Source organism: Nonomuraea sp. NPDC059194 (assembly GCF_042754765.1).
Classification (GTDB): Bacteria; Actinomycetota; Actinomycetes; order Streptosporangiales; family Streptosporangiaceae; genus Nonomuraea.
This window is the reverse complement of record NZ_JBHZBH010000018.1, coordinates 146,559-166,868: the sequence shown is the minus strand read 5'-3', so window position 1 is coordinate 166,868 and position 20,310 is coordinate 146,559. Positions and strand designations below refer to the sequence as shown.

Here is a 20,310-nt window from a genome sequence, read left to right as displayed (position 1 = left end):
GGAGCGCCATCTCGTCAGGTGTCACCGCACCATGATCTCGAATCCGGCGCGGTGGTTGATCACACGAAGTGATCAACCACCTAACGAAGTACTACTAGGCCGCGGGATCGAACTGGCCGCCCTGGCCGAACAGCTCCGCGCCGCGGGCATCGCCTTGGAGTTCCTGTCCGGCGAGCTGCAGGGCAGCCATGACCCGTCCGGGATCGTCTTCACCGTCTTGGCCGCGCTGTCGGGGATGGAGCGTGAGTACATCCGCGACCGCACCCTGGAAGGCCACGAATCGGCCCGCGCCCGCGGCAAGAGCATCGGTGGCGCCAGCGTCACCGACCCCGCCATGCTGTCCATGGCCCTGCATCTGCGCGACACCCAAGGTCTCAGCCTGCGCGACATCGCGGCCGCCCTGGTCATCACCAAGGGCAGGAGGAAGGGCCGGCACCCCTCACCTGCCACCGTCTTGCGGATGCTCCGCGATCACGACGAAGCCGCCGCGGCCAGCTGAAACACCGGGCCCCCGTCCGCGCTGTCCCGCTGCCGGGGTGTGCTGGCAGGCTGGGCCGGTGAGCCCAGATCTGGCGCCGACCCTGGTGCCGATGCTGCTGATCGCCTCGCTGGCGGCCTTCGCCCTGGCGCTGCTGTCGGCGGTCGCCGGGTTCGGCGGCGGGGTGCTGCTGCGCACGGGCAGGGCGCAGCAGGCGGCGCACGCCAGCACCGCGAGCGCGGCACTGACCTTGCTGCGCAGCGGCGGCCCGCCACCCGCGCCCGCGCTGCCGGTTTCGTCTGCAGCCTGCCCGCGGGCGGTCAAGGCGACCGGGAGGGGCGTGCGGCCGTGCCGACGGTCATGCTCGTGCTCGGGGCGGCTGCTCACGTGGTCGCGTCTCCTTGGGTAACGGCGGGCGTGGCCGGGGCATGGCCGTCGGGCGGAGCGGCGAGGTCGGCGAGGTCGGCGAAGGGCATTGGGCAGTCGGGGCAGGTGCAGTTCGTCAGGCTGTCGCACCCGGCGGAGACCACCGCGCTCAGCGCGGAGCGGATCGTGGTCAGGTCGGCGATCCGCTCGTCCACCTCGGCGATCTTCGCCTGGGCGCGGGCGCGCAGGTCCGGGGTGGGGTGGCCGCGGCGTCCGGTGTCGATGAGCTCGGCGACCTCGTCCAGGGTGAACCCGAGCCGCTGCGCGGCCTTGATCACCCGCAGCAGGGTGACGATCTCGGGCGAGTAGGCGCGGTGCCCGCCGGGGCTGCGCGCCGGTTCGGCGATCAGCCCGCGCCGTTCGTAGTAGCGCAGCGTCTGCGGGTTGACCCCGGCCTGCTCGGCCACCTGGCCGCTGCGCGGTACGGCGCGGCCTCGTGCAGCGTGAGGTCGTGCTTCATGCCGGGCGGCCCTCGGCCGGCTCTGCCGTACGCGCGCTCTCGTGGGCGGCCTCGACCGGCACGTGCGCGGCGGTGCTCGCGCGGGCCTGCAGCGCGTCGAGCACGTCGGCGTGCTCGACGGGCGTCCGTACCTCCAGCGTCATGGCGCTGCCGGTGAGGGCGAAGGTGAAGAAGGAGCAGCAGCCGTTCTCTCGCGCGGCCAGCTCGGCGGCGCGGGCGGCGTGCTTGGGGGTGAAGGCGAGGTCCAGGAGCAGGTGCTCGCGGCCGTGGCGCCGTATCTGCCGGACCGCGTCGGCGAACAGGGCGTCGAACTCCGCCACCCGCAGCGGCTGCTCGGCGGTCGGCAGGGTGCACGCCGACGGGACCCATCCCTGGTCCAGGGCGATGTGCTGTGTCATGAACCGACGGTAAGCCTGTACCTGGGTACCGAATGCAAGTCCCCTCTGGAGAGCCTCAGATCACCGGAGGGCAGCCAGCGCTAATTTCTGTACTCATCTTCCTCGGATGCCGTTCGGTGAAGGGGTTGTCGGGGTCGCCCAGGTGGTCGCCCCGAACCCCCACACCAGCCCAGCCGAACACCAGGCCAGGCACCGGACCGGGCGGCAGGTCCAAGCGCCGGGCGCGCCGGTGATGGCGCTCAGCGAGGCGGGCGACCAGGCGTAGCGGACCGTGCCCCTTCGAATCAACGGCAGCCCCAGCCCGGCCTCTGCGGCCAGCCCCTGCGGCCGGTCCCCGTCTGGCGGGTTTCGTCCGAGGAGTGTGTCAGGGCTGAGGGGTGGGATGGTTGCTGTGACGGATCAGGGGGTGATGGCGTACTCGGTGAAGAGGCCGCAGGCGGTGAAGCCGAGGCGGCGGTAGACGGGTTCGCCGTCGGCGGATGCCTGCAGCACCGCGGTCTCGTAGCCCGCGTCGCGGGCGGTGTGCAGGGTGGCCAGGGTGATGGCGCCGCCATAGCCGCGGCGGCGGGCGGCGGCGAGAGTGGCGATGTTGTAGATCCCAGCGACGCCCGCGTACAGGAAAACCTCGGCCGAGCAGACGGGACGCTCGTCGACGTAGCCGACCAGGTACCGGGCTGGGCAGTCGGCGGCGAGCGCCCATGGAGCGGCGTCGGCGAAGAACCGGCGCACGGTGGCGGCAGGCGGGGTCCAGTTCGCAGCCAGGACCATGGCGTAGTCGGCGAGCTGGGTGGGGGTGGTCGCAAGGCGGATGTCCAGGCCGTCGGCGTGCGCCTCGGGGAGGGGCGCGCGCAGGTCCTTCCACATGCCTGTCTCGGTCTCCGAGGCTTCGAGCCCGGCGGCTTTGAGGTGCTCGGCAAGGTCGGCCGGTGTGGAGGCGGGGCCCACCCACCAGGAGAAGGGGCGGCCGGTGGCGGCCAGGGTCCGGGCGGTTTCCGCGGTGCGGGCCCGGGCCCGTGCGGTGGCCGGGGTGAAGCGGGCCGCCGAGACGATGTTGAAGGTGTCGTCGCCCAGGCCGCTGTCGGCGATCAGCAGGTCGCCGGTCTCGGTGACGGACGCGCTTTGCAGATTCCGGTGCAGGTGGCAGGCATGCTCGGCGAGATTCTGCTCCATCGCGAGCGTAAGGCCAGATTCCTTGATCGACGGATTCGTATCCACGACGATCATTGCAGCATGCCCGGCTGAGGCACTCGCATGTGCATTCTACAGTCTGCGGGCCTGCAGCGGCTGGAGCTACTCAACCCTGTCACCGGACTGCCCGTCACATAGCGTTACTGACACTTCTTGCCGCGAAGCGCTGTCGCGATCCTGTCGTCCAACGGCAGGCGTGGTAGATAGAGGCCTCAGTTGCTTCCTCGGTCAGTCGACGGCGGTGGAAGGTGGTCATGACGATTGATCTCCCTCGGATGCGGGGCGTGTGCCGCCGACGCGGCGGCGCCTCCCATGCTTGAATCACAATCGTTCTAATCTTTCGGGGTGGCGGACATATCTGAAGATCTCGCATTGCCTACTGCCCTGGCCGAGGTGGCCCAGGTCGGCTTCGAGTGGGAGTGGGACGAGGAGACCGACGAGGCCCGGGGCTGTGACTTCGAGCCATACGATCGGTTCGAGGAGCCCGACCGGACGGCATGGTGGTTCCGCTTGTGGACCGGCAACCAAGAGGTCGACGGCAGCGAGTTCCGCTTCTTCGGCGCGACCGGGGCGGGTGACTACACCGGCTTCTGGCTGGTACGGCCCGATGCGGCGATCATCGACCAGCCCGTTGTCCACATCGGTTCCGAGGGGGAGCGCGGTTTGATCGCCCGGGATCTCGGCGACCTCCTCTGGCTGTTCGCCGCCGGTCTGGGCCCCGCCGAGGCCTTCAGGGACTCCGACTCCCTTACGCAGCCAAATGAGGCATTCGGTGCGATCGCCGAGAGGCACGCACCCGGCCGCCGCCGTGCCCCCACCCAGATCGTGACTGCCGCACGAGCAGAGTTCCCGCATTTCTCGGATCTCATCGACGCGATGTGCCGCTGAGTAAGGCTCACTTGGCCTTGGTTCAGAGAAGGCACGGTGATTTCTGCGGAACCAGCCGATCTGACCCTTCACCCTGTCCTTCTCGTGCGCACCCTCCAACCCGTGGCGGGATGCGGGGTCGGGGCCGGGGTGTGGAGGCATCGGGTGACGGCCGGGGGGCGCGTGGCGGAGGAAAGCGCACGCGGCCCCGGCCGACAACTGCCCCGGTCGTGATGCCAGGGCAGGGAAGGCCTCGAGTGGCAGCTCGAAGCCGGAAGGTCAGGCGGACGGCAGGGGCTGGTAGTCGCAGTCGTAGCCGAAGTAGCGGGGCCCGGCCAGATCAAGGCCCGCCGGCGTCACCCAGCGCGGGTCGCAGGGGACGCCGATCACGGTCACCCGCAGGCCGTACCGCATCGCCTCGGTGGTCACCGGCTCGCCGGTGTCGGTGTCGAGCACGCAGATCAGGTCGGGGGTCGTCGCGACGATGGCGCCGTCCCTGCGGGCGAGCAGGTGCTCGTTCTGGAAGCTGAGCTCGAAGCTCCCCTCGCCCGCCAGCAGCGCCTTGCCGCGGGCGAACCCGCCGGTGGTGCGCCGCTCGACGTCCACGACCTTGCCGGTGAACAGCCTGACGCCGCCGAGCGCGGACGTGGCCGCCGCGACGGGGTCGGCGTGGGCGGCGCGCGCCTGCCGTACGGCTGCCCCGAGCTCCTCGGCGAGCGTCAGCGTGGCCGGGACGAGACCGTCGGCGAGCTGGTCGCCGCGCAGCACCGTGTCCGCGCTGGAGACCTGGCAGCCCATCTGGACGCAGGCGGCGCGCGCGATGCGCTCGGCCCAGTGGTTGGAGACGGCGTTGAGCACCAGCGTGTTGCCCTTGTCGTCGGCCAGGGCCATGGGCGTGTTCGACACGCCGATGAGCGTCGGCAGCACCATCTGCGCCTCGGGGAAGGCGCGGCCCATGGCGTCGCCATCGACCAGCGGGAGCCCGGCCTGCGCGGCCGCGGCGATGGGGATCATCGAGTTCACCCCGCCGACCTCGATCGGCACGATGTGGGTGGCGCGGCGGCCGATGACGGCCTCCAGCGCGCGCAGCGCGGCCAGTTCCTCGGTGCCCGCGGGCAGCTTCTCCAGCAGCACGGTCGGCGCGCCCATGCCGGAGACGGGCACGACGGTCGCGTCGGCGGGAACCTCGGCGATGTCGACGAGCTTGACCGGGCCGTGGCGCCTGATCGCCTCCCTGGCCAGCAGCTTGCCGACGTAGGGGTCGCCGCCGCCGCCGGTGCCGAGGATGCCCGCGCCCCTGGCCATGTCGTCCAGCTGCTCGATGCCGATCTCACGCATTGATCTTCTCCAAGTCCAGGTCGCCGACGGCCTTCACCCTGATGCGGGTCGCGTCGCCGGGCAGGTAGGCCAGCGGGACCTCCTCCACCTCGGCGACGCGCACGCTGCCGGTGCGCGCGCCCGCCCGTTCGGCGCGGGCGACGGCCTCGGCCTTGGCCTCTCGCAGTACGGCCTCGCGCGGGCCCGAGTAGACCTTGTCCACCTCGCCGCCCACCTGGGCGATGGCCGCGCCGACGGCGTTGGCCACGGCGAAGTGGTCGGGCCTGCGCACGTCGTCGAAGCCCGGCAGGTCGGCGATCAGGACGCTGCCGCCGCCGACCAGCACCACCGGCAGCGGCTCGGGCGAGGTGCGCATCCTGTCGACCGCGTCGGCCACGCGCTCGGCGATCACCTTCAACGGCCCGGCGGGGTCGAGGTCGGCCACCAGCGAGGGGTCGCCGATGTCGGCGTGTCCGGCGGCGACGGCCAGGTCGGTGGCGGTCAGGGTGGCGCCGCCGAACACCAGCGCTTCCTGCGGCAGCCGGTAGCCGACGCTGCGCGGCCCGACGGAGCCGTCGTCGGCGACGACGGACCCGCCGCCGATGCCGATCGACAGTACGTCGGGGATGCGGAAGTTCGTGCGGACCTCGCCGACCATCGCCTCGCCCGAGGCCTCGCGGGGGAAACCGTCGACCAGGATGCCCACGTCGGTGGTGGTACCGCCGATGTCGACGACCGCGCAGTCGGTCAGCCCCGACAGGTAGGCGGCGCCGCGCATCGAGTTCGTGGGGCCGGAGGCGAAGGTGGCCACCGGGTAGCGCAGCGCCCTGGAGACGTCCATGAGCGTGCCGTCGTTCTGCAACAGGAACAGCGGCGCGTCGATGCCCGCGACCCGCAGCGCCTGGACGAAGGCGGCCACGGTCCGCTCGGCCAGCGGGCGCAGCGCGGCGTTGACGATGGTGGCGTTCTCCCTGGCCAGCAGGCCGACGCGGCCGATCTCGCTGGACAGCGAGAGGTGCACCTCTGGGCCGAGTTCGGCGGCGAGGAGGTCGGCCGCGCGCCGTTCGGAGGAGTCGCTGACGGGGGAGAAGACCGAGGAGATCGCCACCGAGCGCAGCCCCCTGCGCCTGATGTCGGCCGCGACCGCGCGCAGTTCGTCGGGGTCGAGCTCGGAGATGGCGGCGCCGTCGTACTCGTGGCCGCCGTGGCACAGATAGACGGCGCCCTCGACGACCTTGCGCAGGCGCGGTGGCCAGTCGACCATGGGCGGCAGCGCGGCAGTGGCGGGCAGGCCGAGCCGTACGGCGGCGACCGGCTCCAGGCGGGCCGCCTCGACCAGCGCGTTGACGAAATGGGTCGTGCCGATCATGACTGCGGACACCTGGGTGGCGCCGAGGCCCGCGAGGGCCGCGGCGACCCCGCTGGTGACGTCCTCCGTGGTGGGGGACTTGACGGTGGCCAGCACGTCGCCGCCGTCTCCGATCAGGGCTGCGTCGGTGTTGGTGCCGCCGACGTCGATGCCGATGCGCATGTAGATGGGTTCCTTCAGACAGTGAGGAGTTCGCGGGTGCCCCGGACCAGGCCGAGCTTGCCCGCGACGATGTAGGCCAGACCTGCCAGCAGCAGCGAGTTCAGGGCCGGGATGCCGATCCACTGGTACTGCTCGCTCAGCCAGCCGACCAGTGCCGCCGCCGCCCAGATGACCAGCGTGGCGGGCACCCAGGTGGGTTCGGTCTCCGGCAGCCTGCCCTCTTCGCGGGACGCTTCGAGCGCGGGCCGCCAGCGCTTGACCACGAAGTACTCCGCCACCATGATCCCCGCGATCGGCGGGGTGATGACGCCGAGGACGAGCAGGAAGTCGGTGAAGCGCTCCAGGATGCCCATGGCCGCCAGGATGCTGCCGAGCACGCCGATGCCGACGGTCACGGCGACCCTGTTCAGCTTGATGCCGATCGTGGACTCGACGGCGTTGAGCAGGCCGAGCGCCGACGAGTACAGGTTCCAGTTGTTGATCTTCACGGTGGCGGAGATCAGCACGATGACGCCGACCACGCCGGAGGAGGCGGTGATGATGGCGATGACGTCGGAGGACTTCACCGCGTAGGCCAGCAGCACGCCGGCCAGGCCGAGCACGTACTCGCCCAGGGAGATGCCCACCAGCGTCTGCTTGATCACATCGCTAGTATTGCGGTTGAAGCGGGTCATGTCGGGCGTGGTGACCGCGCCGACGATGTATGAGCCGGCCACGATCGTGGCGCCGGTGGCGATCGAGATGGGCTCGCCGAACGGCGGCGAGGCGACGAGGGCGCCCAGGTCGTGACGGGAGATCTCCACCCACATCGCCCATCCGGCCAGGCCGAGGAAGGCGGGCACGGTGATGAACGCCGTCAGGCCCATCGCCTTGAAACCGCGGATGACCAGCGCGGTCACACCGAGGCCCGCGATCAGCGACCACACCCACAACGGCAGCCAGCTCATGATCGAGTGCAGCCCGGCGGCGAAGACCGCGGTCTGCACGCCGAACCAGCCGAACAGGCTGAGGGTGATGATCACGCCGATCAGCGTCGAGCCGTAGCGGCCGAAGCCCGTCCACCGGGCCAGCACCGAGGTCGACAGGCCCTCGCGCATGCCGGCGATGCCCACGAAGATGCAGACGATCTCCAGGATCACCGAGCCGAGCGTGAAGGCCCAGAACGCGCCCCAGAACGACAGGCCCGCACCGAGGGTGGCGCCGAGCAGGAACTGGGTCAGATCCGACAGCTGGCCGAAGCGCTGCACGGCCACGTTGAACCAGGGATAGCGGGCGCTCTGCGGGACCCGCTCCAGCGGGTAGTCCTCGTCCGTCGTCGTTGTCGCCATCAATACATGCCTTTCACGGGGGGTTGTGGTCACAGCCGCGCGGGCGGGCCCGCGGCCCTGGCGCGCAGCCGTACGAAGGGGCCCGGGAGGTAGGCCAGCGTGGTGTCGGCGGCCTCGAGGATCCGCACGTTGAGGGGATCGGCCCCGGCGCGGACGGCGCTGGCCCTGGCCTGCTCGACCACCGCCTCCATCGCCGCGGGCAGCTCGGCCCGGTCGGGCAGGCGCACGATGCGCTCGTACTGCCCGCCCACGGGGCTGGTGGCCGCGCCGATCGCGCCAGCCGTGGTCGCGTGCTCGGGATGCAGCCCATCCGGTACGGCATGCGCCCCGCCGCCGACGACCACCAGCGGCAGCCGTCCCGCGCCCGGCTGCATCCGGTCGACGGCCTCGGCCAGCTCGGCCGGCTCGAAGGGCCTGGCGACCCTGATCAGTTCGGGGATGCGCAGGCCGACGGGCACGCCGCCGATGCGCGCCCCCGCGACGGCCTCCTCGGGGAAGCCGCCGGCGAGCACGCCCACCCTGATCCGCTTGGCGCCGACGTCGGCGACGACGGCGTCCTCCAGCCCGGTCAGCACGCCCGCGCCGCGCAGCATGCTGGCGGGGCCGCTGCCGAGGCTGAGGCCGGGATGCCGGGCCAGGTGCTCCAGGCTCATCAGCGTGCCGTCGCCGCGCGTGACGTGGACGGCGGTGACCGGCGACAGCGCCTCCGCCAGGCGTTCGGCCACGCCGGTGGCGAAGCCGGACAGGGCGGCGTCCAGGACGGTGGCGTTCTCGCGTTCGAGCAGGCCGAGCGTGCCGAGGTCGGCCGACAGGGCGATCGGCAGGTCGCCGAGCTCGGCGCGGACGATCTCGGCCGCCTCGTGCTCCTGCTCGGCGTCGAGGGGCGAGAAGAGTGCGGTGACGGCGACCGCCTGCGCCCGGCCCGCGACGGATGAGGCGAAGCGGGCGACGGCGTCCCTGTCGAGCTGGGTCCAGTCCTCGCGGTCGAGGCCGCCGCCGCCGTCCACGATCGCGCTGCCCGCCTCGACGGCCCGCCGCAGGTCTTCGGGCCAGCCGAACAGCGGCCTGACGGCCTGCGCCTCCTGGCCGCCGATGCGCAGCGCCGCGACCCTGCACAGGCCGCGCCGGCCGTCGACGGCGGCGGCCGCGCCGTGCAGGCCGACGGCCACCTGCGCGACCTGGGCCGGAGGCGGGGCGGCGAGCGCGGCCAGGGCGGCGGTGACGCTGGCCACCGGGTCGCCGGGAACGGAGGCGACCTTGACGGTGGAAAGGACCGCGCCCGCCTCGTCGAGCAGGGCGGCGTCGGTGTTGGTGGGCCCGACGTCGACTCCGGCCTTCACCGTGTCACCTCCCTGTGTGTCGCCTGGCCGGGCTCCTCGGAGGGGACGGGCGCGCCGTCCTCGGGGGATGCCGGGGGAGCGGAGGGGGTCTGGGGCGGTGGGAGGGTGGGCGGGGCCGTCAGGCCGGTGAGTCCGAAGGCTTCCGGGCCCGCCATGCGCAGCCCCTCCTCGGTGTGCCAGATCGGGTCGCACGGGACCCGCACCACGTCCACGCGCAGGCCGTACCTGACGTGTTCGGCGTCGACGACCTCGCCGGTGCGGGCGTCGAGCAGCGCGATCACGTCGGGCACCACCGCCAGCGGCACGCCGTCCTCCAGGACGGCCAGGAACTCGGTGCCCGCCTCGATCCGCACCAGCCGGCCCAGGTCGGCGCCCAGGCCCTCGATGACGATCGAGCCCGTCTCGGCGATCTTGCCCGAGACGAGGGGCGCGGGCAGATCGGCGCCGAGCCGCAGCGCGCGCGTGACCGAGCCGAGCGCGGTGGCGGCGGCGACCTGGTGGCCGCGCATGAGGTACTCGCTGGTGGCCACCTGGCCGCCGAACGGTTCGAGGGCCGCGCGCACCAGCCGCTCCAGCCAGCGTCCGTCGACGTGGTCGATGACCACGGTCCTGCCGCGGCCGTCGCAGAGCACCGCGGGGGTGGGGGAGATGCCGCGCAGCTGCATGACGGTCTGGTCCATGCGGGGGAAGGCGCGGCTCATGCCGTCGGCGTCGACGATGGGCAGGCCGAGGCGGGCGGCCCAGGCGACGGCCAGGCAGCCGTTCGCGCCGCCGATCTCGCTGGCCATCACGGCGCCGACCGGCGTGCCGTACAGCTGCTCGATCTTCTGGCGCAGGTGCAGGGGCTCGTCGGCGCCGCCGACGCGCTCGGACATCACCGCGGTCGAGCCGGCGCTGCCGACGGGCATCACCAGCAGGTCGGGGTCGAGGTCGGCGGGCTGGACGACGCGGACCGGCCCGTGGTCGGACAGCGCCTGGAGAGCGGCGGCCCTGCCGATCGTCACGGGGCCGCCGCCGCCCGAGCCGAGGACGGCGCAGCCCCTGGCGTAGGCGGGCAGTGACCCGGTGTCGATGTGCATGCACCCCACAGTAGGAAGCCCACGGGCCGCCCTTGGTGTGCTCACAGAACCCTTTTGGCTGATCAGTGGGCTCGTGGCACACTTCGGGAATGGACGAGGTGGACGGCCTGCGACGTCTGGCAGGCCCGAGCACCGCCCGCGCCGCGACAGGTGTCAGGCTGGTGGAGGACCTGCGCCAGGTGGTGAAGCAGCCGCCGGGCTCGGTGCTGGTGCTGACGGGGGCGGCCTCGCGCGAGGCCGCCGGGTACCGCCTGGAGGTGGCGCTGCGCGATGCGGGCGCGGCGGGCGCGGTGGCCCTGGTGCTGACGGCGCAGGCCGAGGCGGGGCGTGACACCGGCGTTCTCGGCGACCGAGCCGGGGCCGAGGTGGGACGCGGGGGCGCCGCGCTGGCCGGGGTCGAGGTGGGGCGTGGCACCGCCGCGCTGGCCGAGCGGGCCGGGGTCGCGCTGCTGGCGGCTGACGGTGATCTGGCCGAGCTGGTGGTCGCGATCGACAGGGCCATCGCGGGCGACGCCGCCGACGCGCTGGTCAGGGCCGAGAAGGCGGTGCGCGGTGTGCTCGGCGCGGGCGGCGTGCCCGCGCGGATGGCCGAGGAGGCCGCGGCGGCGCTCGGCGTCGAGGTGGACGCCGACTTCTCCGCGCCGGACAGGCACGACCATCTCGGGCGGGCGACCAGGATCGTGCTGCGGCTGGCCGAGCTGGCGGCGGCCGCGGGCCCCTCACAGGAGGCGCCCGCCCGTTCGCGCGCCCAGGTGCTCACCGAGCTGCTGATCGCGCCGGAGAAGCAGGCGCAGGAGCTGGCCCCCAGGGCGCGGACGCTCGGCCTGCCCGTCGACGGCTGGCACGTGGTGCTGCGCGTGGAGGGGCCCGAGCCGTACGCGCTGCTCGACACCGTCGCGGCGCGCGCGGCCCGGGTGGTGCGGGAACTGGTCGGGCCCGAGTGGAGCGTCGCGATGGCCGACGGCGCGCTGATCGTGGTCCGCACCTCGCCGCGCGACCTGGGGCGGGCGGGCCTGCGCACCGCCGCCGTCGACGCCGCGCACCTGCTCGACCGGGTACGGCCGGCGGGCGTCGAACTGCGCTGCGGGGTCAGCACCGCCCACCAGGGCGTGCTCGGGTTGCGCACCTCGGCCTCCGAGGCCCGTACGGCCCTGCGCCGCGGCTCGACCGCGCTGGCCACCTACGACCTGGCCGGCCTGGACCGGATGCTGGAGGAGTGGTACTCCTCCGACGCCGCGCAGCAGGCGGTGCGGGAACTGCTGCAGCCGATACTGGAACAGAAGAGGGCAGGGATGTTGCTCGACATCCTGAGGGCCTATCTCGACCATCACGGCTCGCCCGCCAAGGCCGCCGAGGAGGTGCGCATGCACCGCAACGCCGTGAGCAGGAACATCAGGCGCATCGAGACGCTCCTGCAGGCCGACCTCGGCGACCCCCAGCAGCGCCTGGCGCTGCAGCTGGCGTGCAGGGCGGCAAGGATATGAGACATGACGCACCTACTGGACATCGCGTCGGAGGCGGCCAGAGCGGCGGGAGGGCCGCTGCGCAAGGCGTTCCGCTCCCGGCCGCCGGTCGACACCAAGCGTGACTTCCACGACCCGGTGACCGCGTACGACAGGGCCGCCGAGGAGACGATCCGCGAGGTGATCCTCTCGCACCGGCCCGACAGCGTGATCGTGGGAGAGGAGGGCGGCACCACCGGATCCGGCGAGGTGACCTGGTACGTCGACCCGATCGACGGCACCGCCAACTTCGCCGCGGGCATCCCGTTCTTCTGCGTGTCGATCGCCGCGGCGGTGGACGGCGAGCTGGTCGCCGGAGTCGTCTACGACCCGGTGCGGGAGGAGGAGTTCACCGCCTCGACCGAGGGCGCCTGGTGCAACGGCACCCCGCTGCGCTCCAGGGGCGCCGTGCGCGACCGTGAGGCGATGCTGCTGAGCAGCTACCCGACTCCGCAGGACCTGGACCAGCATGGCCAGGCGGCGCTGGACCGCTACGCCAGGATGATCACCTCGTTCGCGGCGGTCAGACGGCCGGGCAGCGCGGCGCTCAAGCTGGCGCACGTCTCGGGAGGGTGGGCCGACGTGGCCTACGGGCGGCTGTCGCACCCGTGGGACGTGGCCGCGGGGGCGCTGCTGGTACGGCAGGCGGGCGGCGTCTACCTCGGCGACCCGCTGGTCCCCGGCGACTACCTGGCCCACGTGGGCGGCTTCGACCTGAGGGCCTCAGCCCTGGCCGACGCGGCAGGCTGACCGGTGGCTCTGGGTCAGGACCTGCGGTGGGTGGCGGCCGCCCGGACGTGCTCGATCATGACGCGCTCGGCCGTCTCCCCGTCCCCGCTCTCCAGCGCCCGCAGGATCCGCTCGTGCGCGGCGAGCTGACGTTCGGCCAGCTCGACGTCCAGCCACAGCGACGCCCCCGGCGGGACGGGGAAACCTGCCCTGACCGCCCTGGCGTGGCGGCCGAGGAAGGCGGGCCCGCCGATGTCGGCGATCCGCAGGTGGAACTCCTCCGACTTGCCGCCCAACAGGTCGTGCCGTCCCTGCGCGGCGTCGGCCACCATCGACTCGTGCAACCGCCTGAGCTGGGCGAGCTCCGCCGTACCGATGCGGGCGGCGGCCAGGCGCGCGCCCAGCCCCTCGACCACGGCCCGCACCCCGTAGAACTCTTCCAGCGCCTCGTCGCCGAGGTCGACCACGGTCGCCCCGTGGTGCGTCTCGTAGCTGATCAGCCGGTCCTTCTCCAGGCGGCGCAGCGCCTCGCGGACGGGCGTCACCGACACCCCGAGCCTGGTGGCGACGGCGGCGGCGCGCAGGGCGGTGCCGCCGGGGATCTGACCGGTGCGGATCTCCTCCAGCAGCACCTCGTAGACGTAGTCCGCTTTGCTCATCGGCGCTCGCATAACTTATAAGATATAGGACTATGACGAGTCTTGCCGATATCCGGGTGATCGACGCCGCGACGTTGTTCGCGGGACCCTCCGCCGCGATGATGCTGGGCGACTTCGGCGCCGACGTCATCAAGATCGAGCATCCGCGCCGGGGCGACCCGTCCCGAGGGCACGGCGCGGCCAAGGACGGTGTCGGCCTCTGGTGGAAGTCGCTGTCGCGCAACAAGCGCGCGGCCGCCGTCGACCTGTCGAAGCCCGAGGGCCAGGAGGTCCTGCGCCGCCTGGTGCGCGAGTCCGACGTGCTGGTGGAGAACTTCCGCCCCGGCACCCTCGAACGCTGGGACCTGGCGCCCGAGGACCTGATGAAGCTCAACCCACGCCTGATCGTGGCGCGGATGACGGGGTTCGGGCAGGTCGGGCCGATGGCCAGGCAGCCGGGGTTCGGGACGCTGGCCGAGGCGATGAGCGGGTTCGCCGCGATGACCGGCCAGCCGGACGGGCCGCCGACGCTGCCGCCGCTCGCCCTGGCCGACGGCATCGCGGGCCTGGCCATGTCCTACGCCGTCATGGTCGCCCTGCACGCCCGCGAGCGGACCGGGCGCGGCCAGGTCGTCGACATGGCGATCATCGAGCCGATCCTGGGCCTGCTCGGCCCGCAGATGACCGCCTACAAGGCGCTCGGCACGGTTCCCGAGCGGACGGGCAACCGCTCCAGCAGCAACGCGCCGCGCAACACCTACCGCACCCGCGACGGCCGCTGGCTGGCCATCTCCACCAGCGCCCAGACCATCGCCGAACGCGTGGTCACCCTCGTCGGGCGGCCCGACCTGGTGGCGCAGCCGTGGTTCGCCACCGGCGCGGGCCGGGTCGAGCACGTCGAGGAGCTGGACGAGGCGGTCGGCTCGTGGATCGCCGAGCGCGACGCCGAGGAGGTCGTGGCCCGCTTCGAGGAGGCGCAGGCGGCCATCGCCCCGATCTACGACGTGCGCGACATCGCCGAGGACCCGCAGTACGCGGCGCTGAACACCTTCGTCGAGCTGCCCGACGAGGAGCTCGGCCCGGTCACCGTGCAGAACGTGCTGTTCCGGCTGTCGGAGACGCCCGGCCAGGTGCGCTGGACGGGACGCGCCCTCGGCCACGACACCGACGAGGTGCTCGCCGAGCTGGCCTACAAGCCCGAGGAGATCGGGAAACTGCGCGAGAACGGGGTGATCGCATGACGCTGACCTGGCTGTATGTGCCCGGAGACCGGCCCGAGCGGTTCGACAAGGCCGTGGCCTCGGGGGCCGACGTCGTCATCGTCGACCTGGAGGACGCGGTCGCGCCCGCCCGCAAGGACGAGGCCAGGCGCAACGTCGTGGAGTACCTGCGGGCCGCGCCGCGAGCCGTACACGTGCGGGTCAACGACCCCGCCACGGACCAGGGGCAGGCCGACCTGCGGGCGCTGGCGGGGCTGCCGCTGGCCGCGGTACGGGTGCCGAAGGTCGAGTCGGTCGCGACGCTTGACCTGGTGGACCTCGACGTGCCGGTGCACGCCCTGCTGGAATCGGCGGCGGGCGTGGTCAACGCCGTCGCCATCGCCGCCCACCCCAGGGTGGCCGGGCTGGCGCTGGGCGAGCAGGACCTGGCGGCCGAACTGTCGATCACCGACGAGACGGCCCTCGACCACCTGCGGGTGCAGGCGGTGCTGGCCGCGGCCGCCGCGGGGCTGCCACCCGTTCCGATGTCGGTGTACGCCAACGTCAGCGACGAGGCGGGTCTTTTGGCCTCCACCAGAAGGGGCAGGGGGCTCGGGCTGTTCGGCAGGGCGGCCATCCATCCCCGGCAGCTGCCGGGGATCCGCGCGGCGTTCACACCCACGCCTGAGGAGGTGGCGCGGGCGCGGGAGATCGCCGAGGCCGCCGAGCTGGCCGGTGACGTGGGCGCGGTGGCCCTCGCCGACGGCCGGTTCGTGGACGCGCCGGTCGTCGCCCGCGCCCGTCGTACCCTGGCGCTCGCCGACCGCCTCGCACCCTGAGCACCCCGAGCACGCCGGGGGCTCAGGCGGTGGGTGACCAGCGTTGCCCCAGCTCCGCCTCCGACGGGGGCGGGCCGGGCAGCGGGCGGTGCGCGGGCGGCATCCGCATGGAGTCGAGCATCAGCGCGAGGTAGCGGTGGCGCAGCTCCACGGTGCGCGGCCCGTCGCCCAGCCTGACCGAGGCGAGCTGCTCGAACAGCAGCGCGATGTCGGCCACGGTGATGTCGGAGCGCAGCACCTGCGCCTCGACCGCGCGGCGGTGGACCTCGACGGCCAGCTCCTCGGCGCGGGCCGAGGCGCGGTAGAGCTCCTCGGTGGGCTGGAACGTGCCCGCCAGCGCGATGGTCAGCGAGCTGCTGTCGGCGTCGACGATCTCGCGCATGTATGTCGCGAAGGCCTCCCACGGGTCGCCGTCCATGGCCAGCGACTTCTCGCACGCGGCGATGTAGAGCTGGAGCCCGTCGCCGCAGAGCTTCTGCAGCAGTGCCTCCTTGCTGCCGTAGCGCCGGTAGAGCGCGCTGATCCCGACGCCCGCCCGCTCGGCCACGGCCGCGATCGGGGCGCCGGGGTCGGCGGTGAAGACGGATCTGGCGGCCTGGAGGATCAGCTCGTCGTTGCGCGCGGCCTGAGCCCGGCGGCCGCTCATGGGTGCTGCTGTCATGCCCTCATCATATAGCGGAACATAGAATTCCGTTCTATGGCTTTGGCCGGCGAGTCGTCATGCACATCCTGGGTCAGACGGGGTAGAGGCCAGATGGTGGTAACAAGCACATCTATAAGTCCTAATGTCACGACAAACTGTTGACGTGGGGGTAATGCGGCGGTTACATCGAGGACGAGCCGATGGTCATGGAGGTGTCGCATGAACCGAACTCCGATCGTGCTGGCCCTGCTGGGGGCGTTGACCCTCACAGGATGCTCGGCGGGCGGCGGCGAACAGGCCGCCGCCGGGACGCCCGCGAGCGCCGCGCCGTCCCCGGTGCCCGCGCCCGGAGGCGGAGCCAACTTCGCCGTCATCACCCACGCGGGCCCGGGTGACGCGTTCTGGGACGTGGTCAAGAACGGCGCCGAGGCCGCGGGCAAGCAGTACGGGGTCACCGTCACCTACCAGGGCGACGGCGACGCGGGCAAGCAGTCGCAGCTCGTCGACCAGGCCGTCTCCCAGAAGGTGGACGGGATCGTGGTCTCCATGGCCAACCCCGACGCGCTGAAGGAGTCGATCGGCAAGGCCGTCGCCGCCAGGATTCCGGTGATCACCATCAACTCGGGGCTCGACCGCTCCAAGGAGTTCGGCGCGATCACCCACGTCGGCCAGTCGGAGGACGTCGCCGGGCGCGGCGCGGGCGAGCAGCTGAAGACCGCGGGCGTCACCAAGCTGCTGTGCGTGATCCACGAGGCCGGTAACGTCGGCCTCGACCAGCGGTGCAAGGGCGCGGAGGCGACGCTCGGCGGCTCGGTCGAACGGCTGCAGGTCGACGGCTCCAACCAGGCCGACGTCAGCTCCAAGGTGACCGCGCGCGTCCAGGCCGACCAGTCGATCAACGGCGTGCTGACGCTGAACCCCGGCGTGGCCGTCGCGGCCCGCGACGCGCTCAAGGACGCCGGTTCGCAGGCCAAGCTGGCCACCTTCGACCTGTCGGGCGACGTGGTGGCGGCCATCAAGGACGGCGAGATCCTGTTCGCCGTCGATCAGCAGCAGTACCTGCAGGGCTATCTGCCGATCACGTTCCTGCACCTGTACAAGACCAACCTCAACACCGTCGGCGGCGGCCTGCCGGTCAACACCGGCCCCGGGTTCGTCACCAAGGACAACGCCGAGCAGGTCGCCAAGCTGGCCGAGAGCGGCACCAGATGAGTTCGGTCACCGTCGACGAACGACTCGGCGACGTCGGCCGGATGCGCCGCCTGCTGATCAGGCCCGAGCTGGGCGCGGTGGTCGGCGCGGTCGTGGTCTTCGCCTTCTTCGCCAGCCAGTCGGCGGTGTTCCGCTCGGTCAGCGGCATCGCCAACTGGCTCGACCCGGCCGCCACGCTCGGCATCATGGCGGTGGCGATCGCGCTGCTGATGATCGGCGGCGAGTTCGACCTGTCGGCGGGCGTGCTGACCGGCACCACGGGGCTGGTGCTGGTCACGCTGTCCACCCGCTTCGGGCTCAACGTCTGGGCGGCGATGCTGGTCGGCCTGGCCGTCGCGCTGGCCGTCGGCTACGCCAACGGGCTCATCGTCACCAGGACCAGGCTGCCCAGCTTCATCGTCACGCTCGGCACCTTCCTGATGCTGCAGGGCATCAACCTCGGCGTCACCAAGATGATCACCGGCACCGTCCAGGTCTCCGGCCTGCGCAGGGCCTCCGGCTACGACTCGGCGCGGGTGGTGTTCGGCGGCACGATCGGCGACAGCGGCTTCAGAGTGGCGATCATCTGGTGGACCCTGGTCACCGTCGTGGCGACCTGGGTGCTGATGCGCACGCGCGCGGGCAACTGGATCTTCGCCGTGGGCGGCAACGAGCAGGCCGCCCGCGCGGTCGGCGTCCCCGCCGCCCGCACCAAGATCGCGCTGTTCATGACGACGGCGTTCGCGGCCTGGCTGGTCGGCTCGATCATGGCGCTGCGCTTCACCTCCGTGCAGGCCAACGCGGGCATCGGCCAGGAGTTCATCTACATCATCGCCGCCGTCATCGGCGGCTGCCTGCTCACCGGCGGGTACGGCTCGGCGATCGGCGCCTCCATCGGCGCGGTCATCTTCGGCATGGCCGACAAGGGCATCGTCTTCCTCGGCTGGGACGCCGACTGGTTCATGTTCTTCCTCGGCGCGATGCTGCTGCTGGCCACCCTCGCCAACCGCATGGTCCGCCGCTACGCCGAAGAGGTGAAACATTGATCCTGGAGACCCGGGCCATCGGCAAGGCCTTCGGCAGCGTGCTGGCCCTGCGCGAGGTGTCGATGGGCGTGACGGCCGGGCAGGTCACGTGCGTTCTTGGCGACAACGGCGCGGGCAAGTCCACGCTCATCAAGATCCTCTCGGGCGTCCACCAGCACGACTCGGGCGCTCTGCTCATCGACGGCAAGGAAACGCGGCTGACCAGCCCGCGCGACGCCCTCGACAGGGGCATCGCCACCGTCTACCAGGACCTGGCGATGATCCCGCTGATGTCGGTGTGGCGGAACTTCTTCCTCGGCTCCGAGCCGGTCAAGTCACTGGGCCGGTTCGACGTGGCCACCGCCAGGCGCGTCGCCCGCGACGAGCTGCGCGCGATGGGCATCGACATCCGCGACGTCGACCAGCCGGTCGGCACGTTGTCGGGCGGCGAGCGCCAGTCGGTGGCCATCGCCAGGGCCGTCCACTTCGGCGCCAGGGTGCTCATCCTCGACGAGCCCACCTCGGCGCTCGGCGTCAAGCAGGCGGGGGTGGTGCTGCGCTACATCGCCAGGGCGCGCGACCGCGGCCTGGGAGTGGTGTTCATCACCCACAACCCCCACCACGCCTACCCGGTCGGCGACCGCTTTCTGCTGCTCAACAGGGGCACCAGCCTCGGCGAGTACGGCAAGGCCGACATCTCCCGGCAGGAGCTGACCTCGCTCATGGCCGGAGGAGCCGAGCTGGAGCAATTGGAGCACGAACTCACCCGAGAGTGACATGTCCAGAAAGAGATCTTTCGCCTGCTTTGTTTGCGAGAGGATGGGCAGCCGAGAGACGGGGCGAGGGGGGAACGATGGTGGGCTGGCGAGCGCTGGTGCCGATCGTGGCCGGGCTGACGAGCGCGGTGATGGTGGCGGGTTCAGGCGCGGTACCTGCCGCGCACGCCGAGCCGCAGCCGGCGGTGTCGCAGCCCGCGGTGCCGGAGCCTGCTGTGTCGAAGCTGGTGGTGTCGCAGCCCGCGGGGCTGGATCAGAAGGTGGTCTATCTGACCTTCGACGACGGGCCGTCGGAGTACACCACCCGCGTGCTCGACATCCTGCGCCGGCACGACGTGCGCGCCACGTTCTTCCTGATCGGCGCCAACATCAGGCAGCACAGGGCGCTGGCCAGGCGCGTGTTCGAGCAGGGCCACAGCCTCCAGAACCACTCCTGGTCGCACCCCGACATGCGCGGGCTGTCGTGGCCCGCCTTCAAACGGCAGGTGCTCGACACCGACGCCGAGATCAGGAAGCAGACCGGGTACACGCCGCAGTGCCTGCGCCCGCCGTACGGTGCGGTGGACAAGAGGGTCCGCAAGCGGGCGGCGGCGCTGGACAAGCGGCTGCGGCTGTGGACGGTGGACCCCCGCGACTGGGCGCGGCCGGGGGCGAAGTCGATCGCCAGGTGGACGCTGAAGCAGGTCGAGCCGGGCGGCATCGTGCTGTTCCACGACGGCGGCGGCGACCGGCGGCAGACCGTCGCCGCCCTTCCCAAGATCATCAAAACGCTGAAGGCACGCGGCTACGTCTTCCATCGTCTCTGGTGCGGCTGAGCCTGCTGGTCGGCGGCAGCGGCCGAGCGCCCTACTAATGGGAAACCTGCTCGCCAGCCTGCCAGTCCACTGTCGTGCCTGGTTAGGGCCGTAGTGGCCGTCCACTTAGCAGGTTTCCTATTAGTAAAGTGACTGGGTCGACCGGATTTCGAGCACGAATGAGAGGGCACCGATGACACGCCAGGCAGTGTGGGCGGTTGTGACCGGCATGTACGACGCCTACACCAGAGGCGACAGGGCCGGCATCGACCGCCTGCTGCACCCCGAGGCCACGATCTTCGACTCGGCGGCGCCCGACCTGATCACCAGCAGGGCCCAGCTGGACAAGGTGCGTGACGCCAGGCCGACCGACGGCCCCGAGGAGAGCGGCGTGACGGCCTACGACGAGGTCGTGGACGTGTGGGGCGACACCGCGCTGGCCCGCTACCTGCTGCGGGTCGACTACGTCACGGGCCAGAGCGAGACCGTGCGAACCACGACGGTGCTGCGGCGTTCCGACGACGAATGGCTCATCGTGCACGTCCACGAGAACAGCCTCTGA

At 72.0% G+C, this 20,310-nt stretch carries 23 protein-coding genes; 13 read left to right on the top strand and 10 right to left on the bottom strand.

Features of this window, described 5'->3' with window-relative positions; genetic code table 11:
- Nucleotides 1–499 (top strand): recombinase family protein (locus tag ACFXJ8_RS22810; protein WP_379645942.1); only part of this gene is annotated, 499 nt, incomplete at its 5' end.
- Between the two features lie 58 nt (nt 500–557).
- Nucleotides 558–887, top strand: coding sequence for a hypothetical protein (locus tag ACFXJ8_RS22805; RefSeq protein ID WP_379645941.1), 330 nt, complete (start codon nt 558–560; stop codon nt 885–887).
- On the opposite strand, the gene ACFXJ8_RS22800 is transcribed toward ACFXJ8_RS22805, so the two are convergent.
- A complete protein-coding gene (locus tag ACFXJ8_RS22800; protein WP_379645940.1) occupies nt 862–1,311 on the bottom strand; it encodes a MerR family transcriptional regulator in 450 nt (149 codons plus the stop codon). The two genes, ACFXJ8_RS22805 and ACFXJ8_RS22800, sit on opposite strands and share 26 nt — an antisense overlap.
- A gap of 49 nt (nt 1,312–1,360) precedes the next feature.
- Nucleotides 1,361–1,762, bottom strand: a complete 402-nt coding sequence (locus ACFXJ8_RS22795; RefSeq protein WP_379645939.1) for a hypothetical protein — start codon at nt 1,760–1,762, stop codon at nt 1,361–1,363.
- Between the two features lie 106 nt (nt 1,763–1,868).
- Between ACFXJ8_RS22795 and ACFXJ8_RS22790 the strand changes: the two genes are divergently transcribed.
- Nucleotides 1,869–2,027 (top strand): hypothetical protein, encoded by a 159-nt coding sequence (locus tag ACFXJ8_RS22790; RefSeq protein ID WP_379645938.1) that lies wholly within the window; start codon nt 1,869–1,871, stop codon nt 2,025–2,027.
- A 134-nt stretch (nt 2,028–2,161) separates the two neighbouring features.
- Here ACFXJ8_RS22790 and ACFXJ8_RS22785 read toward each other — a convergent pair whose 3' ends face one another.
- Complete coding sequence (locus ACFXJ8_RS22785) at nt 2,162–2,977, bottom strand: GNAT family N-acetyltransferase (RefSeq protein WP_379645937.1); 816 nt, start codon at nt 2,975–2,977, stop codon at nt 2,162–2,164.
- 318 nt (nt 2,978–3,295) lie between these two features.
- Here ACFXJ8_RS22785 and ACFXJ8_RS22780 point away from each other — a divergent pair, with 318 nt between their 5' ends.
- Nucleotides 3,296–3,838, top strand: coding sequence for an SMI1/KNR4 family protein (locus ACFXJ8_RS22780; protein ID WP_379645936.1), 543 nt, complete (start codon nt 3,296–3,298; stop codon nt 3,836–3,838).
- Nucleotides 3,839–4,096: 258 nt separating this feature from the next.
- On the opposite strand, the gene ACFXJ8_RS22775 is transcribed toward ACFXJ8_RS22780, so the two are convergent.
- The 5 genes from ACFXJ8_RS22775 to ACFXJ8_RS22755 are packed head-to-tail and all read right to left on the bottom strand — an operon-like array spanning nt 4,097 to nt 10,412.
- Complete coding sequence (locus ACFXJ8_RS22775; RefSeq protein ID WP_379645935.1) at nt 4,097–5,155, bottom strand: DUF917 domain-containing protein; 1,059 nt, start codon at nt 5,153–5,155, stop codon at nt 4,097–4,099.
- Nucleotides 5,148–6,665: a hydantoinase/oxoprolinase N-terminal domain-containing protein gene (locus ACFXJ8_RS22770; RefSeq protein ID WP_379645934.1), complete on the bottom strand. Its 1,518-nt coding sequence runs from the start codon at nt 6,663–6,665 to the stop codon at nt 5,148–5,150. The genes ACFXJ8_RS22775 and ACFXJ8_RS22770 overlap by 8 nt, the downstream gene beginning before the upstream one ends.
- 14 nt (nt 6,666–6,679) lie before the next feature.
- Nucleotides 6,680–7,993 (bottom strand): purine-cytosine permease family protein, encoded by a 1,314-nt coding sequence (locus ACFXJ8_RS22765; RefSeq protein ID WP_379645933.1) that lies wholly within the window; start codon nt 7,991–7,993, stop codon nt 6,680–6,682.
- A 29-nt stretch (nt 7,994–8,022) separates the two neighbouring features.
- Nucleotides 8,023–9,333, bottom strand: a complete 1,311-nt coding sequence (locus tag ACFXJ8_RS22760; protein WP_379645932.1) for a hydantoinase/oxoprolinase N-terminal domain-containing protein — start codon at nt 9,331–9,333, stop codon at nt 8,023–8,025.
- Nucleotides 9,330–10,412: a DUF917 domain-containing protein gene (locus tag ACFXJ8_RS22755; RefSeq protein ID WP_379645931.1), complete on the bottom strand. Its 1,083-nt coding sequence runs from the start codon at nt 10,410–10,412 to the stop codon at nt 9,330–9,332. Before ACFXJ8_RS22755 ends, ACFXJ8_RS22760 begins: the two co-directional genes overlap by 4 nt.
- Nucleotides 10,413–10,501: 89 nt before the next feature.
- On the opposite strand from ACFXJ8_RS22755, the gene ACFXJ8_RS22750 reads away from it, so the two are divergent.
- Both ACFXJ8_RS22750 and ACFXJ8_RS22745 read left to right on the top strand, forming a co-directional pair.
- The gene (locus tag ACFXJ8_RS22750) at nt 10,502–11,896 is read left to right on the top strand and encodes a PucR family transcriptional regulator (protein ID WP_379645930.1); all 1,395 of its coding nucleotides are present in this window, start codon (nt 10,502–10,504) and stop codon (nt 11,894–11,896) included.
- A 3-nt stretch (nt 11,897–11,899) separates the two neighbouring features.
- A complete protein-coding gene (locus ACFXJ8_RS22745; protein ID WP_379645929.1) occupies nt 11,900–12,664 on the top strand; it encodes an inositol monophosphatase family protein in 765 nt (254 codons plus the stop codon).
- A gap of 14 nt (nt 12,665–12,678) precedes the next feature.
- Here ACFXJ8_RS22745 and ACFXJ8_RS22740 read toward each other — a convergent pair whose 3' ends face one another.
- On the bottom strand, nt 12,679–13,302 hold the full coding sequence (locus ACFXJ8_RS22740; protein WP_379645928.1) for a GntR family transcriptional regulator: 624 nt from the start codon (nt 13,300–13,302) through the stop codon (nt 12,679–12,681).
- 32 nt (nt 13,303–13,334) lie between these two features.
- On the opposite strand from ACFXJ8_RS22740, the gene ACFXJ8_RS22735 reads away from it, so the two are divergent.
- Nucleotides 13,335–14,522: a CaiB/BaiF CoA transferase family protein gene (locus tag ACFXJ8_RS22735; RefSeq protein WP_379645927.1), complete on the top strand. Its 1,188-nt coding sequence runs from the start codon at nt 13,335–13,337 to the stop codon at nt 14,520–14,522.
- Complete coding sequence (locus ACFXJ8_RS22730; protein WP_379645926.1) at nt 14,519–15,319, top strand: HpcH/HpaI aldolase/citrate lyase family protein; 801 nt, start codon at nt 14,519–14,521, stop codon at nt 15,317–15,319. The genes ACFXJ8_RS22735 and ACFXJ8_RS22730 overlap by 4 nt, the downstream gene beginning before the upstream one ends.
- Before the next feature lie 22 nt (nt 15,320–15,341).
- On the opposite strand, the gene ACFXJ8_RS22725 is transcribed toward ACFXJ8_RS22730, so the two are convergent.
- Nucleotides 15,342–15,980 carry a TetR/AcrR family transcriptional regulator gene (locus tag ACFXJ8_RS22725; RefSeq protein ID WP_379645925.1) on the bottom strand — a complete coding sequence of 213 codons (639 nt, stop codon included), beginning with the start codon at nt 15,978–15,980 and terminating at the stop codon, nt 15,342–15,344.
- Nucleotides 15,981–16,181: 201 nt separating this feature from the next.
- On the opposite strand from ACFXJ8_RS22725, the gene ACFXJ8_RS22720 reads away from it, so the two are divergent.
- The 5 genes from ACFXJ8_RS22720 (at nt 16,182) to ACFXJ8_RS22700 (ending at nt 20,310) form a co-directional block, all read left to right on the top strand.
- Nucleotides 16,182–17,174, top strand: coding sequence for a sugar ABC transporter substrate-binding protein (locus ACFXJ8_RS22720; protein WP_379645924.1), 993 nt, complete (start codon nt 16,182–16,184; stop codon nt 17,172–17,174).
- Complete coding sequence (locus ACFXJ8_RS22715; RefSeq protein WP_379645923.1) at nt 17,171–18,199, top strand: ABC transporter permease; 1,029 nt, start codon at nt 17,171–17,173, stop codon at nt 18,197–18,199. The genes ACFXJ8_RS22720 and ACFXJ8_RS22715 overlap by 4 nt, the downstream gene beginning before the upstream one ends.
- The gene (locus ACFXJ8_RS22710; RefSeq protein WP_379645922.1) at nt 18,196–18,954 is read left to right on the top strand and encodes an ATP-binding cassette domain-containing protein; all 759 of its coding nucleotides are present in this window, start codon (nt 18,196–18,198) and stop codon (nt 18,952–18,954) included. Before ACFXJ8_RS22715 ends, ACFXJ8_RS22710 begins: the two co-directional genes overlap by 4 nt.
- Before the next feature lie 77 nt (nt 18,955–19,031).
- The gene (locus ACFXJ8_RS22705; RefSeq protein WP_379645921.1) at nt 19,032–19,769 is read left to right on the top strand and encodes a polysaccharide deacetylase family protein; all 738 of its coding nucleotides are present in this window, start codon (nt 19,032–19,034) and stop codon (nt 19,767–19,769) included.
- A gap of 172 nt (nt 19,770–19,941) precedes the next feature.
- The gene (locus ACFXJ8_RS22700) at nt 19,942–20,310 is read left to right on the top strand and encodes a DUF4440 domain-containing protein (RefSeq protein WP_379645920.1); all 369 of its coding nucleotides are present in this window, start codon (nt 19,942–19,944) and stop codon (nt 20,308–20,310) included.

Excerpts from the sequence above, each read along its gene's own strand:
- ACFXJ8_RS22795 (WP_379645939.1), bottom strand. The coding sequence starts at position 1,762 with ATGACACAGCACATCGCCCTGGACCAGGGATGGGTCCCGTCGGCGTGC.
- ACFXJ8_RS22790 (WP_379645938.1), top strand. The coding sequence starts at position 1,869 with ATGCCGTTCGGTGAAGGGGTTGTCGGGGTCGCCCAGGTGGTCGCCCCG.
- ACFXJ8_RS22775 (WP_379645935.1), bottom strand. The coding sequence starts at position 5,155 with ATGCGTGAGATCGGCATCGAGCAGCTGGACGACATGGCCAGGGGCGCG.
- ACFXJ8_RS22770 (WP_379645934.1), bottom strand. The coding sequence starts at position 6,665 with ATGCGCATCGGCATCGACGTCGGCGGCACCAACACCGACGCAGCCCTG.
- ACFXJ8_RS22765 (WP_379645933.1), bottom strand. The coding sequence starts at position 7,993 with ATGGCGACAACGACGACGGACGAGGACTACCCGCTGGAGCGGGTCCCG.
- ACFXJ8_RS22755 (WP_379645931.1), bottom strand. The coding sequence starts at position 10,412 with ATGCACATCGACACCGGGTCACTGCCCGCCTACGCCAGGGGCTGCGCC.
- ACFXJ8_RS22750 (WP_379645930.1), top strand. The coding sequence starts at position 10,502 with ATGGACGAGGTGGACGGCCTGCGACGTCTGGCAGGCCCGAGCACCGCC.
- ACFXJ8_RS22745 (WP_379645929.1), top strand. The coding sequence starts at position 11,900 with ATGACGCACCTACTGGACATCGCGTCGGAGGCGGCCAGAGCGGCGGGA.
- ACFXJ8_RS22740 (WP_379645928.1), bottom strand. The coding sequence starts at position 13,302 with ATGAGCAAAGCGGACTACGTCTACGAGGTGCTGCTGGAGGAGATCCGC.
- ACFXJ8_RS22735 (WP_379645927.1), top strand. The coding sequence starts at position 13,335 with ATGACGAGTCTTGCCGATATCCGGGTGATCGACGCCGCGACGTTGTTC.
- ACFXJ8_RS22730 (WP_379645926.1), top strand. The coding sequence starts at position 14,519 with ATGACGCTGACCTGGCTGTATGTGCCCGGAGACCGGCCCGAGCGGTTC.
- ACFXJ8_RS22725 (WP_379645925.1), bottom strand. The coding sequence starts at position 15,980 with ATGACAGCAGCACCCATGAGCGGCCGCCGGGCTCAGGCCGCGCGCAAC.
- ACFXJ8_RS22720 (WP_379645924.1), top strand. The coding sequence starts at position 16,182 with ATGAACCGAACTCCGATCGTGCTGGCCCTGCTGGGGGCGTTGACCCTC.
- ACFXJ8_RS22715 (WP_379645923.1), top strand. The coding sequence starts at position 17,171 with ATGAGTTCGGTCACCGTCGACGAACGACTCGGCGACGTCGGCCGGATG.
- ACFXJ8_RS22705 (WP_379645921.1), top strand. The coding sequence starts at position 19,032 with ATGGTGGGCTGGCGAGCGCTGGTGCCGATCGTGGCCGGGCTGACGAGC.
- ACFXJ8_RS22700 (WP_379645920.1), top strand. The coding sequence starts at position 19,942 with ATGACACGCCAGGCAGTGTGGGCGGTTGTGACCGGCATGTACGACGCC.